Here is a 17,604-nt window from a genome sequence, read left to right on the forward strand (position 1 = left end):
CATATTTATTGTTTTGAAATTGTTGCCGCCATATTAAGCATAGCATCTGTTAAGTCTAATTCATCATTATCATGGATTATTAGTTTTGTAATTAAGCCATCTTTTTCAAAAACAACCCCAACTACTTTTTCTGTATCGAAATCAACCACATAGCCTTCGATATTTGTTACATTCTTAAATGCTGAAAGTTCCTCAGATGTTAATGCTACTGTTTCCCCGACAGCATTCATATGATCCTGCAAAGAAGTTTTAACATCATTAAAGTTTGCCTGAGAAGCATCTACAGTTTCAATACGCATAAATACTTCATCATTTTCATTTGAGACTAACATATCTTTACCTGGTTCTTCTTGAGTAAGTGTGAATCCAGGTAGCTGTTGCATTTTATAGCCTTGTTCAACGCTTTTAGATTCACTTGCCTTTTCAGTTTTATCTACACCTTTTTGGACGTATTTAACCTCTTGTTGTGGACTAGTAGAAGTATCTGTGTTTGAATCATTTGATGTAGGCGTTTCTTGCGCTTCACCTGCAGTGTTATCCTTAGATGGTTTTTGTTCATTGGAAGTATTTGATGGCTCATTATTTTGAGCACCTGAACTCTCTGATTTGTCAGTAGTATTACATCCTACAAATAAAACGGCTGTTAGTAATAATGCAAGTAATGAGAATAATTTTTTTTGCATGAAATGCCCTCCTTTTCTAAATTAAACGTTGGTAAAGATAAAATGTTTCCAATTTTTAATGTTATGATGTTAAAGGTAACACTAAAAATAATAATAGTACAAAAACTACATGGGCTACAATAACAAGTGGCATACTTTTACGCCATTCATATAAAAAGCCCCAAATGAGGCTTGCTATGAGTGCGGCAACCATACCAAGTATAAAACCGCTTAGGGCAATGGAGATGGCACATAAAACAGCTGTTACAATAACTGCTACAGCAGGACGCATAAAGCGTTTTAACTGTTGTTGAACATATCCGCGCCAAAATAGTTCTTCACCAATAGCTATAATGAATACAAGTAAAATATAGTGCCAAATATTTTGTGGTCCATAGTTTGTTAAAAAATTTTGAACAGATTGTACTAACGAATCATTGATGTATGGTGCAAGCCAATAACCCAAGCGAATGATACCATATGTGATTGTACCGTATCCAATACCAAAGAGTAGGAATTGCCATGTAGGTAATTGATCTTCGATTTTACCGGCTAAAATGGAGATTGCAATACATACAAGCAAAATAAATGCATACAAGTACCAAAATACTGCTTGATTAGCAAAGGTAAAAGCCAGCATGCCATAAACGAATAATAAAGAAAGGAGAAATAATATTGTTTGTTTCGAATTTGTAAGCATAATTCGACCTCCATGCTTTAATTTTATCAAAAAAAAAGTCCCATATCATCTATAAAGACAAATAGGGACTATTCAGACTATTAAGCTTCATTAGTATATAAAATTTTGTATCGTTTATGGTTAACAACTGTTTTCTCTTCAATCTCTAGAGAATCGAAATTCTCCATGTATGTTAAATCTACAATTACCGAATTTTCATTTACCTTTTCAACAATACCTTGCAGACCATTTTTAAACTCGATAATATTTCCAACTTCAGCTATTTTCACAGACAGTCAGCTCCTTCATCGACTAATAATATACAGTTTGCATTAAAAAAAGGGAAACGTAAAGCTTTTTTTGAATAATTCATAATTTATTACACAAAATGATTTAGAAGAAAGGAATAGAATAAATGGATAAATACGAAAATATGCTTAAACAATTACAAAATGGGGAAATTAACAGTATAGAAATTGATAAGGAACAATTTTATGAATTCCGAGAAGTACTGGTAAAACACCCTTTATTCAAACATTTTCGTGGAGAGGCCAAACAAAATGGGCTAGTGATTTACACTTATCAGGAAATTCCTAGAAGTTAATTTGTCGAACATTGTCGGAAGTTAATGCTGTAAGAAATGAAATATAAATGTATAATAATGGTATGATTATTTGTATGTGGAGGGTTGTATGAATGGTCAATCTACTCTTGAAACAAATGGAACAAACTCGTGAGATGATGATTCGCTCAGGTGTAGAAAACGGGTTACAAAACGCAAAAACCATTCAACTGAGTCGCAGATTAGATCAGTTAATGAACACTTATTATAGACAGACAGCATTTGAGGAAGAAGAAGATCAAGAAGAATAAAAGAATGTTCCAGTATTCAGAGTATAAACTTTAAAAAAGATGTTTAAAAAACATTTAACGGGGAATACTTATATTGAACACAGCAACATTCTCATTTCCCCCTTTAGAGCAGTGATACCCCATCACTTGCTCTCTTTTTTGTTTAATCGTATAAATGGACATTAAGAAGAGTTTGAATTATTGCACTTATTCCACTACACTGAAAAGATAACAATTAGTGTTAATCATTCATTTTCAATGGATGGCTAGCATGGAATAAGAAGGAGTCGCTACATATGGGAAAAGAACGTATTGCATTTATTGGTACAGGCGTTATGGGCGCTAGTATTGTTAAGCATTTATTACACAATGGTCATGAAGTAACGGTTTATACTAGAACTAAAGAAAAAGCAGAACCACTTGTAGCATTAGGTGCAACTTGGGCTAGCTCTCCAGCAGAGGCATTTAAAAATAAGGATTTAGCTTTCACAATGGTTGGATACCCTTCAGATGTAGAGGAAGTATATTTTGGAGACAATGGATTATTTCAATCTGCTGAAACAGGCAATATCTTGATTGATATGACTACTTCAGAGCCAACATTAGCGAAGAAAATTTTTACTCATGCTCAAATGCTTGGGATAGAAGCGTTAGATGCACCTGTTTCTGGAGGGGATATTGGTGCTCAAAATGGTACACTATCCATTATGGTTGGCGGCAGCAAGGCTACATTTGATAAAGTATTAGCAGTCATGAAACATTTTGGTGAGAATATTGTTTATCAAGGTGAAGCAGGTGCAGGACAGCATGCTAAAATGTGTAATCAGATTGTTATTGCTTCTGGGATGATTGGTGTATGTGAATCATTAGCTTATGGTTTAAAAGCTGGACTTGACTTACCAACAGTATTACAATCGATTGCGTCTGGTGCTGCTGGATCCTGGTCTTTAAGTAATTTAGCACCTCGTATGATTAATGATGATTACGCACCCGGTTTTTATATTAAACATTTTGTCAAGGACATGAAAATTGCTTTAGATGAATCTAAAAAAATGGGGATATCGTTACCAGGTTTAGCACTTGCTTATGAAATGTATGAGAAGCTTATTGAAGAGGGCTATGGTGAATATGGTACACAGGCACTTTTAAAAGCTTATCAGTAATATTATAGAAAACCCGAAGTATAGGTTACTTCTGGGTTTTCTTATAGTGTTGAAAAACTAAATGGTCAAAGGATTCTTTGTGAACACTACTAAGTCAAATAAGGTGATTTCCGTTCCAGGCTACTCGCTTTCCAGTGGGCGAGCGACGAGCCGCTTCCTGCGCTGACGCTCCGTGCAGGGTCTCGTCTGTCTCGCTATCCCACGGGAGTCGAGTAGCCTTGCACTCCAATCTGCAATAGTGTAGAACTTTAAATATTTTCTTCCCTCAAAAGTAAAGTAAAAGCATATTACTCACCAACATTAAATGGATAGAATAGTAGTACAATTCTATAGCTGTCAACCTACATTTTTGTACATAAAACTACTTTATAACTAAACATAAAGCTACTTATTGCTGGACTTCTTTCGCATAGAAAAATGTTATCAGCTTCATTTTTGCATAAAATAGTGATGGCTAAGACTTCAATTTATCACTAATGGTTGATTGGAGTGTAGACTGAGTGACTCCTTGGGGATTCAGCGTCACAGATGAGACCCTGGAGCGCGAGTGAAGCGGCTCATCGGACGCCCCCAGGAAAGCACTCAGTCGGAACGGAGATCAACCCCTCGTTTTGAAAAAGGGTTATACTTTTTTATTTGTCACATTGATTTCATTGACATAATAGTATTTCAACATGAAAACCCGAAGTATAGGTACTTCGGGTTTTCTTTTTATAAAGCTGCTCACTACCACACAGAAAATAGAGAGCTGCGGAAAACATTACTCTTTTTTGAAAAGTTTTGCATCTAAAGAGTAGCTAGATGCTCCAGCAAGGGCAAAGTATAAAGCAATGGCACCTAAAGCTAGGTCTAATTCATAGCCTGCCAATCCATTCTCTCCGATAAAACCAACACTAAGCTTCGCTGTAAAAATAGCAACAACCATTGTTGCAGTCAATAAAGCCCCAAAAAGTCTTGTACCCAAGCCTAAAATAATCGCAGCACCACCTACTAATTCGATGATAGCTACAACATAAGCCATAAAGCCGGGGATTCCAAGGGAACTAAAATAATCAGCTGTAAAGCTAATACCACCCTGAAATTTTTGATATCCATGAACTGCAAAAATAATGCCAAGTACGACACGTAAAATAGTTGATCCAATATTTTGCATTTTTAATGATCTCCTTTCGCTTACATTTCGTAACTTAGTTTATTTTTAAAAATAACTTTTGTCAAGTAACTAAGTTTTATTTTTTAAAACAGATTTTGAAAAAATGATATACTGTTAAATAAGAAAAAAATGACGATGGAGGCAGGTAGATTGGAGCAAAAAAAAATTTGTCCACGCTTTGAAAGGGCGCTAACCATATTGAATCATCGCTGGAACACCTTGCTTATTTATCAGCTATTAGAAGGTCCTAAAAGGTTCTCAGCTATCAAAAATCAATTAGGAATAAGTAGCAGAGTGTTAACAGAAAGATTAAAAGAATTAGAGATTGAACAAATTGTCACACGGACAGTTATTCCTTCAACCCCAGTAGTGATTGAATATGAGCTAACAGCAAAGGGGCATGCACTTGCGCCAGTTCTTCAGGCAATTGAAGAATGGTCTTCCATGTGGGTAAATATCGAGGAATAATGGAGTGAATATCCAAGCGAGGGGGCTTGGATATTCTTTTTGCTAGTCGATAATAATTTGTAAATAATATTATTTTTTTTTTAACAAAAGGTATTATTTATTACAGAGAGAAATTAATTTAATATTATAGAGAATAGGAGGAGGGGGTTTATGAAGAGGGGCTCAGCAGTAGACACACAACATAGAAGTCAATTTGCACTTTATTTATCGCTGCCAATACTTTCATGGGCATTTTATGATTTTGCAAATACAATTTTTTCTTCAAATATTAATACAATATTTTTCCCGTTTTATATGGATGAGGTTTTAGGAACAAATGAAGTTATGCAGCAAGTTGCAAGTACATTTATTTCTTATGCAAATGCCATTGCCAGCTTTTTACTTGTTGTGTTTTCACCATTGTTTGGCGTATGGATTGATAATACAGGCTATAAGAAGAGGTTTATCGTATGGTTTGCATCCATTTCTATATTCTTTACCTTTATGATGGGGATCTTTGCAAACCTACAGACGACCACGAATTTTTCAGGTGTGTCACTAAGTTTATTTTTAGTTGTAGCTAGTTTTGTCATTGCAAAATTTTTCTTTAATTCTAGTCTAGTATTCTATGATTCAATGATGGCAGATTTAGGAACAAAAGAGGAGATGCCTCTTATTTCTGGCTATGGAGTAGCAATTGGTTATTTAGGGACAATTTTCGGTTTACTCGTTTATTTGTATGTAGGAAACAGTGATTTTCATCGAGCATTTATTCCAACCGCAATTTTGTATTTATTATTTTCATTGCCTTTATTTTTTATTAATAAAGATACACCGTTTCCAAAGTCTCAGCGGAAGCCTATAAAGTTCCTAGAAGGCTATAGGGAAATTATTCAGACCTTTAAGGATATGAAGCAATATAAGGCAATTTTCACCTTTATGATTGCTTATTTCTTTTTAAATGATGCTATTGCCACAACGATTGCTATGATGGCTGTTTATGCCACAACAATAGTCGGCTTTACGTCAGGTCAGTTTATCGTTCTATATTTAGTATCGACTGTTTCAACAATTATTGGCTCACTTGCGTTTGGCTATATTACAAAGGCAATCGGAGCAAAGCGTGCCATCACTTTAGTGGCGATATTAATGATTGTCGCTTTAGCATTTGCTGTCTTTGCTACTGCACAATGGATGTTCTGGATTGCTGGTAGTATGTTTGGTATATCTTTAGGCTCAATGTGGGTGACCTCAAGAACCTATATTATTGAACTTTCTCCAGATGAAAAACGTGGACAATTTTTTGGGTTGTTTGCATTTTCAGGTAAAGTATCCTCCATCATTGGACCAGCAGTCTACGGGACCGTTACATTATGGATGAAAGATTATGGCACATTAGCAAGTAGGGTGGCACTTTCCACATTAATTGTAATGACGGTAATTGGTCTATTTGTACATTTAAAAGTTCATGATAAAAATGGAAATAGCAAGTAGGAGAAATGTATTGCCTATGATACAATTGAATTATAAAAAGAAGTTGAACAGAAAGGAGCGGGGTTGCTTTGGAACAAAAAGGTATATTATTAGAAAGTGGCACAAATGAGCTAGAAATCGTTGAATTCGAAGTGGCTAACAATAAATTTGGTATTAACGTTATTAAAGTAAAAGAAATTATTCAACCGATTCCAGTAACATTTATTCCACACGCGCACCCGCATGTAGAGGGGATTATTCAATTACGAGGAGAGGTACTACCAGTAGTTGATATGCTTCGTGTTTTAGGGATTCAACATGCAGAGCGCAATCCTCAACAAAAATATATAGTTGCAGAATTTAATAAACAACGCGTTGTATTCCATGTTGATAATGTTACACAGATTCATCGAATTTCATGGAATCAAATTGAGAAGCCTTCAGATATGTATCAAGGAGGTACCTCACAAGTAATTGGTGTTATTAAACAAAATGAGCAGATGATTCTGTTACTAGATTTCGAAAAAATTATGGTGGACATTAATCCAGATTCAGGTATTAGTGTAGAATCTGTTAAAAAGCTTGGTCAACGTGAGCGCTCTGAAAAACGTATTTTGATTGCGGAAGACTCACCATTATTACGGAAGCTATTATTTGATACGATGAGCGAAGCAGGCTATGTTAATGTCGAATTTTTTGAAAATGGTCGTGATGCCTATGAATACTTAGAATCCATTGTTAAAGGTGGAAGCGATGTATCAGAGCATGTTCAATTAGTGGTGACTGACATTGAAATGCCACAAATGGATGGACATCATCTAACACGAAAAATCAAGGAACATCCGGATCTTAAAAAGCTCCCTGTCATTATTTTCTCAAGCTTAATTACAGATGATCTTCGACATAAAGGTGATAAAGTAGGCGCGGAGGATCAAATCAGTAAACCAGAAATTGCTGAGCTTATTTTACGTGTAGACCAGCTGATTTTATAGATTTACTGTCAATATTGGATAGAGTAAAAAGGTACTTCACAATATTAATAATGGGTATCCTGAACGTATCATTAATAACTGAAAGAAAGTCGGATGCCTAGTAAAGGAGTCCGACTTTTTTGTATAGATAAATGTGCCAAAGACAAAATAAGACTGTGCATATGCATGTAGGCATTTAAGGAAGTGATTATTTGAATGAATTAAAAACGGCAATTATCGATATTGGTTCTAACACCATTCGATTAGTACTGTATCTATATGATAAAGAAGAGGGACTTCGTGAACTTGGGAATATTAAAACAGTTGCACGTTTACGTACATATTTACAACCCTCTGGAGAAATGTCTGAAGAAGGCATACAAGTATTGACCGATACGTTATTAACGTTTAAAGCAATGCTTGATGATTTTGCAGTAACAGATGTTAAAGCTGCTGCAACAGCTGCTATACGACAAGCTACGAACAGAGCTGAAATTATTGACCGAATGAAGGCAATAACAGGCATACAAATAGACCTTTTATCTGAGGAAGAAGAGGCTTATTTTGGCTTTGTTGCTGTAGCCCATTCAATGGGTACTAAATCTGCTGTAACTATTGACATTGGAGGTGGGAGTACTGAAATTACACTATTTGAAAACAAAGAACTTCAGAAATCTTACAGTTTCCCATTCGGTACAGTGTCTTTAAAGCAGCGCTTTGTTAAAGGTGACATTATTAATAGCGGTGAAAAAAAGGAGCTCATTGCATTTATCAAAGAGCAATTTAAAGCACTTCCATGGATTCAAAACGTTGGATTACCGATTATCGCCATTGGTGGAAGTGCACGTAATATTGCTCAAATTCATCAACAAAAATGCGACTATCCAATTGCAAGTATCCATGGCTATGAAATGTCAAAGGAAAATTTAGATGACCTTAGTGTATTTTTAGGAGAATTGAGCTTCCATGATTTGAAGCAATTAGATGGGCTTTCAGCGGATCGAGCAGATATTATAGTCCCAGCTTTGGAAGTTTTTCGTGTTTTAATGGAGGTAGCTGGAAGTGAAGTGTTCCAACTAACGAAAAAGGGCTTACGTGAGGGGCTTACTATTCAACGAATTTTACAGACGGACCCAAGTGCTTATGATAAATACAATGTATTTGAGGGAAACGCTAGAAGATTAGCTCGTCAGTATGGTCGAACAGAAGACGAGGTCGACTATTTAATGCATTTAGCTGATCAATTATATCGTGAGTGCTGTCATTTGAAATATTTGCAATATAATCCAAAAGATTTGCAATTATTGACGAAAGCGGCGAAAGTATTCAATATTGGCGAATATATTGAGCTAAGCTCTGCAAGTCAACATACTTTTTATTTACTAGCAAACCAATCTATAGACGGATTAAATCACAAGGAACGCGTAAAATTAGCACTTCTTGCTTCTTATAAAAATCGAGATTATTATCAGCGATTTGCAGCTCCATTTGAGGACTGGCTGGGACGTGAGGAATATCGGAAAATACGAGACTTTGGAGCACTTTTAAAATTTATTTATGCCTTGAATGTCTCTAAAAGAAGAATTGTACATGCTATTGAAATGCACAATGAAGAGGATTATGTACAGCTTGGTATATACGTAAAAAATCATGCTGCTGCCGAAAAATACCAAGCAAATCGACATAAAAAACATCTTGAACGTGCATTAAAGATACCAATAAAAATAAACTTTATTGAAGAAGGGTTGATTAATGATGACAACTGAATTGACGAATAATCAGCTAGAAGAGGAAGTTTCAGAAACACAAAGTCGATTATTAGAGGAAATTGCCAAGCCTCAATATTATAATAATCGTGAATTAAGCTGGCTTGCCTTCAATGAACGAGTTTTAGAGGAGGCAGAGGATATTAATAACCCTCTGCTAGAACGTCTAAAATTTTTAGCCATTTTTAGCTCAAATTTAGACGAGTTTTTTATGGTTCGTGTAGCAGGTTTGCAGGATCAGGTACGTGCAGGATTCCATAAGGCTGAAAATAAGTCTGGTTTAACACCGAAAGAGCAACTTGCTAAAATTGCAGAGCGTACTCAAGCATTAGTGCGTCGCCAAACAGAGGTATACAGACATTTAATCTATGATTTATTACCCCAACACAATGTACATATAGCAGACATCAAAGATTTAAATAGTACACAAAAAGCATTTATTAATGAAATGTTTGCAGAAACAATCTTCCCTGTCCTGACACCTGTTGCAGTAGATGCCTATCGTCCTTTCCCAACATTGCTTGGTAAAACATTAAATTTACTTGTATTATTGGAGCAAGATGAGACAGATCTAGAAAGTCGTGAAAAAGTTGCGATTGTACAGGTACCATCTGTATTAGATCGTTATATTAAAGTTCCTTCAGCAGAAGGGGAATCCGTAGTTGTTCTTTTAGAAGACGTGATCGTAGCCCATATTGAGAAGCTCTTTTATGGCTATAGTGTTAAATCAGCACAGGCTTTCCGTTTAACACGTAATGCTGATTTAACCATTCATGAAGAAGGGGCAAGGGATTTATTGGTTGAAATTGAGAAAGAGTTGAAAAAGCGTAAATGGGGCGTTGGAAGTCGTCTTGAAGTACGTGAGGGTGAAATGAACGAAGAAGTTCTCAATTATCTACTAGATGAATTTGAAATTGAGGAATCGGATGTCTTTCATATTGATGGACCATTAGATTTAACATTTATGTTTTCCTTTGTAAAGGGCATATCAGTTGGTAGAGAGCATCTGGAATATGAGAGCTTTATCCCGCAGCCTCCTTTAGATTTACAATCTGATGAAAATATTTTTGAAAAGGCATTGCAGCAGGATATCTTTTTCCACCATCCATATGAGTCCTTTGCTCCTATTGTCGATTTTATCTCAGAAGCGGCAATAAATCCGAATGTATTGGCTATTAAACAAACATTGTATCGAGTAAGTGGAAATTCTCCAATCATACAGGCATTAAAGCTCGCAGCTGAAAACGGCAAGCAGGTAACGGTTTTAGTTGAATTAAAGGCTCGCTTTGATGAGGAAAATAATGTGCATTGGGCAAAGCAACTGGAGCAGGCTGGCTGTCTCGTTATTTATGGTATGAATAATTTAAAAACACATTCTAAGATAACGCTTGTTGTGAGTCGCCGTAACGGAAAAATTGAACGCTTTGTCCATTTAGGTACAGGAAATTATAACGATGCTACTGCAAAAATTTATACAGATATGGGCATAATAACGACAGATAAGGAATTTGGTATTGATGCTACTAACTTCTTTAATTATTTAAGCGGCTATACAGAGAAGCCTACTTTTAATCATTTAGTTGTGGCACCGTTTGATATTCGAGATGAATTTATACGATTAATGGATGAGGAAATAGCCTGTCATAAGAAGTATGGGAATGGTTTTATTCGTGCAAAAATGAATTCACTCACAGATAAAGATTTAATGATGAAGCTATATGAGGCGTCCATTGCAGGTGTCAAAGTGGAGCTAATTATTCGTGGCATTTGTTGTATTCGACCTGGAATTCCTGGCATTAGTGACAATATCACTGTAACGAGCATTGTTGGCCGTTTCCTTGAACATTCCCGTATTTATTGGTTCCATCATAATGGGGAAAACAAAGTCTATTTATCTTCAGCGGATATGATGACACGCAATATGATTAAACGTGTAGAAATTTTATTCCCTGTATATGCAAGTGAAGCAAAAGCTCGTATTATTAACATCATGAATTCACAACTTGAGGATACTGCCAAAGCACGTATTCAAGATTCTAATGGCAAATATCATTACAAAGAGTTTGATCGAAGTGAAGATCCTATTAATAGTCAAGAAATGTTCTTAAAGGATGCACTAAAACCTACGCTAGACGAAGAATAAAGCAAACACGCTACTTAGTGAGGGATATAATGGAAAAATATAAAGAGAGTGTAGCGCCATTTGCAGACTATCACCAAGTCATACAGCTTAATCCATTTGATGCAGTTGTATGTTTAAGAAAAGTTGATACAAAAGCATTTGAAATCGTTAATTTTAACGATAAACTACCATCATTAATTGAGCTACAGGATGTGGATGCCACCAATGCCGAAAATTTTTTTCCAGAGCAATGCTGGCTACAGGTATCAAAAATATTACAGCGAGAACTAAATATGGATCATAAGCTAGAGATTTGTACAGGGAACAAAGTAAAAACATTTATAGCCAATGTACAGCATCTAGAAAAATCAGTTGTTGCAGTTATTTTACGAGAGACACATAATGATGTGGCCCCTTATTTACAATTTGTGGAACAATATGTAAGTCCTGTGTTAACAACTGATGTTCAAGGTCGTATTATACATCAAAACTTTGCCGCCACTACTCTATTATCAAGTGGGCATCACAACCTGATAGGACGAAATATTTTTTCATTATTAGAGAGTAAGTATAGCGATGAATTCAAATTATTATTTGCAAAAACGATTGAGGGTTCTGCTTTTGGTATGCCTAAATGTTTATTTAAAGACCAGTTGCTTAGCCATGAACCTTTTTACTTAAAGACTCATCCAACCTACTTTAATGGTGAAATTATTGGTGTCCATTTATTTGTAAAAGATGCCAATAGCTTTATGAATGATCAAGAATCCTTTTATTATTTAGCATTAATGGATGAACTGACAGGTATTTGGAACCGTAAAGCATTTAAAGAGCATTGGCTGCATCATTTAAATGATAAAAAGCATGAAAGTAAACAAGCAGCACTTATTTTAGTGGATATTGACCGCTTTAAAAAATTTAATGAATCCCTTGGTGAAAGTAAGGGAGATGAGCTGATGCGCATGTTTAGTCATAGACTTCGTGAACTGTGCTACTCAAAGTGCTCTCTTTATCGTTATAACAGTGATGAATTCATATTTGTTCTAAAAGATGCAACCATCAATAAAATAGAAAAAACAGCAAATGCTATATTAGATGCTCTCAAACAGCCGTTTATGATTGATGGGCAGGAATATTTTATTAGTGTATCAATTGGTATTTCTCTTAGCCCTGCGGATGGCAAGGACTTAGAGACTCTTGTGCGTAAAGCGGATAAAGCGTTATTTTCTGTAAAGGAACATGGACGTTCACACTATCGCTACTATCGTGAAGATATGATCACTGTTTTTCCTAACGAGGCATTAATGGAGGCACACTTAAGACGTGCTATTGAATTTAATGAGCTAAGTATTCATTTACAGCCGCAAATGGATTTAACGAATAATAGTATCAATAGTTTTGAGGCATTGTTACGGTGGAATAATCGTAAATTTGGCTTTGTATCACCTGCGCAATTTATACCTATTGCAGAGGCATCAGGCTTAATCATTGAAATTGGCGATTGGATAATTGATGAGGTATGTCGCTATCAAAAAGAGTGGCAAATGAAAGGCTATCGTCCTGTACGAATAGCCGTGAATATTTCACCAAAGCAATTTAGAAAGGAAAATTTCGCCCGAAAAATTGAGGCAGCCCTGAAAAAGTATAATGTTCCACCTAAATTACTCGAAGTAGAAATTACGGAAAGCTCTATGACTAATGTCCACGAAACATTTTCCATATTAACGGAATTAAAGCAATTAGGTGTCTATGTATCGGTGGATGATTTTGGTACTGGCTATTCCTCTTTAAGTTATTTAAAGCGCTATCCGATTGATATTATAAAGATTGATCAATCATTTATTGCTGACATTGCCAAGGATGATAAGAACGAGGCCATTATCAAGGCTATTATTTCAATGTCTCATAATTTGGGCTTAGAGGTCATCGCAGAAGGAATCGAGGAACCATCTCAAGTCGATTTCCTCAAGCGCCATCGATGTCAAAAGGGGCAAGGCTATTTATATAACAAGCCTTTACCTGTAGAAACCATAGTTGAACAATATTTTGTTAGTTAATCATGTCATTAAGTAGCACTTCACGAATTGTGAAGTGCTACTTTTTTAGGTTAAGGAAAGCAGGAAAGTGGGCGAACTGATTAAAGGGGATGAAGCTAGGAAAAAGGTATGGTTCAAGTCTAAGAAGCGGAAGCCGAGCGAAAAATGTGTGGCTTGGGTGAAAAAGAGTGGGACGGAGCAGAGCAGAGCAGGAAAGAGGACAAGCCGAGCGAAAAAGTACTGAGGCGGAGCAGAAAAGCGAGTAAGCCGAGCGAAAAGGTATCAAGGCGGAGCAGGAAAGCGAGCAAGCCGAGCGAAAAGGTACTGAGGCGGAGCAGAAAAGCGAGTAAGCCGAGCGAAAAGGTACTGAGGCGGAGTAGAGCGAGTAAGCCGAGCGAAAAAGTATCGAGGCGGAGCAGAAAAGCGAGCAAGCCGAGCGAAAAGGTACCGAGGAGGAGCAGAGAAGCGAGCAAGCAGAGCGAAAAGGTATCAAGGCGGAGCAGAAAAGCGAGCAAGCCGAGCGTAAAGGTATCGAGGCAGAGCAGAAAAGCAAGCATACCGAGCGAAAAGGTATCGAGGCGAGCAGGAAAGCGAGCAAGCCGAGCGAAAAGGTATCGAGGCAGAGCAGAAAAGCGAGCAAGCCGAGCGAAAAAGTACTGAGGCAGAGCAGAAAAGCGAGCAAGCCGAGCGAAAAGGTACCGAGGCGGAGCAGAAAATCGAGCAAGCCGAGCGAAAAAGTACTGAGGCGGAGCAGAAAATCGAGCAAGCCGAGCGAAAAAGTACTGAGGCGGAGCAGAAAAGCGAGTAAGCCGAGCGAAAAGGTATCGAGGCGGAGCAGAAAAGCGAGTAAGCCGAGCGAAAAGTTATCGAGGCAGAGCAGAAAAGCCAGCAAGCCGAGCGAAAAGGTACTGAGGTGAGCAGAAAAGCGAGCAAGCCGAGCGAAAAGATACCGAAACAGAACTGAAAAAATGGAGTAAACCATCAATTTAGTAAAAATGAAGCTCAAGCGAAACTGAAGTCCAGAGACGCCTAAGCTTTCTATGACAGATATGTGATGACTAATTGTTTTTTAATTTCATTCCATCCAAGACGATTGCTGTGAATTGTGCCATTTGGGTAGCTAAATCAAAGTTTTCATTATGGATTAACCAATCGAAGACATTTGCCCGCATGCAGCGTTGAATGATTGCCTGCATTTGTGTTATTTGTAAATCTGGTCGAAACTCTCCTTGCTGAATTCCTTCTTCAATGTATGAATTAATAATTTGAAAAATTTTTCGCTGTGGACTGATTAAATAATGTTCTTGTTCTACATGATTTGTCATCGCAGCAGTATATACTGTCCGTAGTAAATCTTTTCCTACCACATTTGTTAAATAGTTCATTTGCTCTTCATACAGTATTAATATTTTTTCACTAGCTGGTAAGGAATGGTTAATGGTCTTCTCTACAGTACTATAAAAACTATCCAGTTCTTTAAATTTTTCTAAAATCACATCGTATTTAGATGGGAAATGCGTGTAAAATGTTCCTTTTGATACATGACATGCCTTTGTTATTTGATCAATGGAGACGTGCTCAAATCCATGTTTATTAAAGAGCTCTAAAGAAGTTTTTAATAATTTCTCTCTTGTTTCCAGTGCCTTTTTTTGTCTATTAGTTAGTGATTCCATAGTTTCTTGCATTTCCTCCGTAAAATATGTTCCGTCTAAAAAAATAGAAAAATTAAATTTATAATTGACGAAGTGGGATTTATTTGATTATGATTTAATTGACCGTAGTCAATGACTTTGGTCATCCAATATATCTTGTTATTCATGTTACGATAAATTGCTTCAATTGGCTAGTGCACAGTTTATGAACAACAAAATATTGTAGAAAATTGATTTATTGAAAAGTCAATCTAACATCTTTAGTTTTTGAATTTTTGGAATAATTAGAAATAAGAGCCGAAATTTTAAAGGGGGATAACAATATGACAACGGTACAAGAGGTTAAAACATTAACGCATTTTATTGGTGGGGAGCTAGTTGATGGGAAAAGTGGGCGTTTTGGTTCAGTATTCAACCCAACTACTGGAAATATTATTGCAAAGGTGCCATTAGCGACTGCTGAGGAAACGCGTGAGGCTATTGCAAAGGCACAGGCAGCATTTCCGCAATGGCGAGATACATCGGTGTCTAAACGTGCTGAAATTGTCCTAAGATTCCGTAATCTTATTACAGAAAATATTGAGGAGCTGTTGCAAATTATTTGTACAGAAAGCGGAAAAACTTTGGAAGATGCCAAAGGGGAAATTACACGAGGTTTAGAGTCCGTTGACTTAGCAATCGGTGCACCACAGCTAATGAAGGGGGAGTATTCCGTAAATGTGGGCGGCCAAATTAATGCTTATTCGGCAAAGTATCCTTTAGGTGTAGTGGCGGCAATTTCACCCTTTAACTTTCCAATTATGGTGCCTTTAGCACAAACAAGTATGGCTATTGCTGTTGGGAATGCTGTTGTGTTAAAGGCATCCGAACGTGTTCCGATGACTGCTTTATATGTCAGTGAGCTGTGGAAAAAGGCTGGATTACCTGATGGGATATGGACTGTGGTAAATGGGGATAAAGATGTAGTGAATGAACTATTAGAAAATCCAGCCGTACAGGCAATTTCTTTTGTTGGATCAACACCAGTTGCTAAATACATCTATGAAACAGGTGCTAAATACGGGAAAAGAGTGACAGCACTAGGCGGTGGTAAGAATAATATGGTGGTTATGCCAGATGCTGATCTTGAGCAGGTTGCGAATGCTTTTATTGGCGCTGCATATGGGGCAGCCTCTCAACGCTGTATGGCTATCTCAACAATAATGCCTGTTGGAAAGGATACGGCAGATCGACTTGTTGAAATTCTAAAAAAGAAAATTGCTAACTTAAAGGTTGGATCCTATACAAATCCAGAAACAGATTTCGGTCCAGTTATTTCACAGCAATCAAAGGAGGCAATAATTGCTGCGATTAATCGAGGAGAAGCGGAAGGTGCCACGGTAGTTTGTGATGGGCGAGACCTCGATATTGTAAAAGAATCAGAAGGATTTTTTGTTGGGCCAACATTACTTGATAATGTAAAACCAGGGATGGAAATTTATGAGCAGGAAATATTTGGTCCAGCTCGTAATGTTGTACGTGTGGATTCTTTAGAGGAAGCTATCCAACTTATTAATCGACATGAGCTTGGGAATGGTGTAACAATTTTTACGAATGATGGGCTTGCAGCTCGAAAGTTTACAACAGAAATAGATGTTGGAATGGTCGGTGTAAATGTACCTATCCCAATCCCTGTTGGATATCATAATTTTGCTGGATTTAAAGGCTCTCGTTTTGGTGAAGGGCATATGTTTGGACCAGATCAGGCACGTTTCTTTACAAAAACAAAAACAATTTCAGAGCGTTGGATGACTGGCCATACTACTTCTACATTTGCGTTCCCAAGCAATAATGATTAGAGCAGGAATTGGAGGGGCTATAGTGAAAGAAAAAACTGTCTTTATTACAGGTGCAGCTCGTGGCATTGGTCTAGCAATCGCGCAGGCATTTGCAGAACAAAGTGCACATGTAGTCATTACTGATAAGAATACAGAACTTCTACAAAAGGCAATCCAACAAAATCCTCAATTGACAGCCTATACATGCGATGTGACAGATGAGCAGGCCATATGCGATGCGATTGATTTTACTGTTAAAAAATTTAAGACTATAGATATTTTAGTGAATAATGCTGGGTTTCAACATGTTTCTTTAATAGAGGATTTCACTACAGAAATTTTCGAATCCATGCAAAAAGTAATGCTAGTTGCACCGTTTGTAGCTATGAAGTACGCATTACCACATATGAAGAAGAATAATTATGGACGTATTATTAATATGGCCTCTATTAATGGAGTTATTGGCTTTGCAGGTAAAGCAGGATACAATGCAGCAAAGCATGGTGTGATCGGTCTTACGAAAGTAGCAGCGCTAGAGGTTGCTACCAATGGGATAACAGTGAATGCAATTTGTCCAGGATATGTGGATACAGATTTAGTACGTCAACAATTTTCGGATTTAGCTAAAACGAGAGGGATAGAAGTAACCGAAGTATTGGAGCAAGTGCTTTATCCCCTCGTTCCTCAAAAACGTCTACTCGATGTAACTGAAATTACAGGTCTTGCCCTTTATTTAGCGAGTGATATGGCAAAGGGTGTCACTGGGCAAGCACTAATCTTAGATGGTGGATATACAGCACAATAGCATAGG

The 17,604-nt window shown here is 36.9% G+C and carries 16 protein-coding genes; 11 read left to right on the top strand and 5 right to left on the bottom strand.

What is annotated here, in order from left to right:
* Positions 1–5: 5 nt before the first annotated feature.
* The 3 genes from AC2CGN_RS16365 to AC2CGN_RS16375 form a co-directional block, all read right to left on the bottom strand.
* The gene (locus AC2CGN_RS16365) at positions 6–683 is read right to left on the bottom strand and encodes a hypothetical protein (protein WP_484514956.1); all 678 of its coding nucleotides are present in this window, start codon (positions 681–683) and stop codon (positions 6–8) included.
* 61 nt (positions 684–744) lie between these two features.
* A complete protein-coding gene (locus AC2CGN_RS16370; protein WP_484514958.1) occupies positions 745–1,362 on the bottom strand; it encodes a CPBP family intramembrane glutamic endopeptidase in 618 nt (205 codons plus the stop codon).
* Between the two features lie 80 nt (positions 1,363–1,442).
* Positions 1,443–1,631 carry a YkvS family protein gene (locus tag AC2CGN_RS16375; RefSeq protein ID WP_054770113.1) on the bottom strand — a complete coding sequence of 63 codons (189 nt, stop codon included), beginning with the start codon at positions 1,629–1,631 and terminating at the stop codon, positions 1,443–1,445.
* Positions 1,632–1,756: 125 nt separating this feature from the next.
* Between AC2CGN_RS16375 and AC2CGN_RS16380 the strand changes: the two genes are divergently transcribed.
* The 3 genes from AC2CGN_RS16380 to AC2CGN_RS16390 all read left to right on the top strand — a co-directional run bounded on the left by AC2CGN_RS16380 (position 1,757) and on the right by AC2CGN_RS16390 (position 3,356).
* Positions 1,757–1,945 (top strand): hypothetical protein, encoded by a 189-nt coding sequence (locus AC2CGN_RS16380; RefSeq protein ID WP_054770112.1) that lies wholly within the window; start codon positions 1,757–1,759, stop codon positions 1,943–1,945.
* A 116-nt stretch (positions 1,946–2,061) separates the two neighbouring features.
* Positions 2,062–2,214 (top strand): Spo0E family sporulation regulatory protein-aspartic acid phosphatase, encoded by a 153-nt coding sequence (locus AC2CGN_RS16385; protein WP_414674127.1) that lies wholly within the window; start codon positions 2,062–2,064, stop codon positions 2,212–2,214.
* Between the two features lie 275 nt (positions 2,215–2,489).
* Positions 2,490–3,356 (top strand): NAD(P)-dependent oxidoreductase, encoded by an 867-nt coding sequence (locus AC2CGN_RS16390; RefSeq protein ID WP_429984458.1) that lies wholly within the window; start codon positions 2,490–2,492, stop codon positions 3,354–3,356.
* Positions 3,357–4,116: 760 nt separating this feature from the next.
* On the opposite strand, the gene AC2CGN_RS16395 is transcribed toward AC2CGN_RS16390, so the two are convergent.
* Positions 4,117–4,509 (bottom strand): DoxX family protein, encoded by a 393-nt coding sequence (locus AC2CGN_RS16395; RefSeq protein WP_283870955.1) that lies wholly within the window; start codon positions 4,507–4,509, stop codon positions 4,117–4,119.
* Between the two features lie 150 nt (positions 4,510–4,659).
* Here AC2CGN_RS16395 and AC2CGN_RS16400 point away from each other — a divergent pair, with 150 nt between their 5' ends.
* From AC2CGN_RS16400 to AC2CGN_RS16425, 6 genes are all read left to right on the top strand, one after another.
* Positions 4,660–4,977 (top strand): winged helix-turn-helix transcriptional regulator, encoded by a 318-nt coding sequence (locus AC2CGN_RS16400; RefSeq protein WP_054770108.1) that lies wholly within the window; start codon positions 4,660–4,662, stop codon positions 4,975–4,977.
* A 150-nt stretch (positions 4,978–5,127) separates the two neighbouring features.
* On the top strand, positions 5,128–6,450 hold the full coding sequence (locus AC2CGN_RS16405; protein WP_286923886.1) for an MFS transporter: 1,323 nt from the start codon (positions 5,128–5,130) through the stop codon (positions 6,448–6,450).
* 68 nt (positions 6,451–6,518) lie between these two features.
* A complete protein-coding gene (locus AC2CGN_RS16410; protein WP_286923887.1) occupies positions 6,519–7,421 on the top strand; it encodes a chemotaxis protein in 903 nt (300 codons plus the stop codon).
* Between the two features lie 191 nt (positions 7,422–7,612).
* Positions 7,613–9,166, top strand: a complete 1,554-nt coding sequence (locus AC2CGN_RS16415) for a Ppx/GppA phosphatase family protein (RefSeq protein ID WP_286923889.1) — start codon at positions 7,613–7,615, stop codon at positions 9,164–9,166.
* On the top strand, positions 9,156–11,309 hold the full coding sequence (locus tag AC2CGN_RS16420) for an RNA degradosome polyphosphate kinase (RefSeq protein ID WP_429983937.1): 2,154 nt from the start codon (positions 9,156–9,158) through the stop codon (positions 11,307–11,309). The genes AC2CGN_RS16415 and AC2CGN_RS16420 overlap by 11 nt, the downstream gene beginning before the upstream one ends.
* Before the next feature lie 29 nt (positions 11,310–11,338).
* Positions 11,339–13,345, top strand: a complete 2,007-nt coding sequence (locus AC2CGN_RS16425; protein WP_429980460.1) for an EAL domain-containing protein — start codon at positions 11,339–11,341, stop codon at positions 13,343–13,345.
* 1,037 nt (positions 13,346–14,382) lie between these two features.
* Here the strand turns inward: AC2CGN_RS16425 and AC2CGN_RS16430 are convergent.
* The gene (locus tag AC2CGN_RS16430; protein WP_484514963.1) at positions 14,383–15,009 is read right to left on the bottom strand and encodes a TetR/AcrR family transcriptional regulator; all 627 of its coding nucleotides are present in this window, start codon (positions 15,007–15,009) and stop codon (positions 14,383–14,385) included.
* A gap of 290 nt (positions 15,010–15,299) precedes the next feature.
* On the opposite strand from AC2CGN_RS16430, the gene AC2CGN_RS16435 reads away from it, so the two are divergent.
* A complete protein-coding gene (locus tag AC2CGN_RS16435) occupies positions 15,300–16,814 on the top strand; it encodes a CoA-acylating methylmalonate-semialdehyde dehydrogenase (protein WP_429980463.1) in 1,515 nt (504 codons plus the stop codon).
* A 22-nt stretch (positions 16,815–16,836) separates the two neighbouring features.
* Positions 16,837–17,598, top strand: coding sequence for a 3-hydroxybutyrate dehydrogenase (locus AC2CGN_RS16440; RefSeq protein WP_484514966.1), 762 nt, complete (start codon positions 16,837–16,839; stop codon positions 17,596–17,598).
* Positions 17,599–17,604: the final 6 nt, after the last annotated feature.

The sequence above is a fragment of the Lysinibacillus sp. DFXJR4 genome, assembly GCF_057196045.1.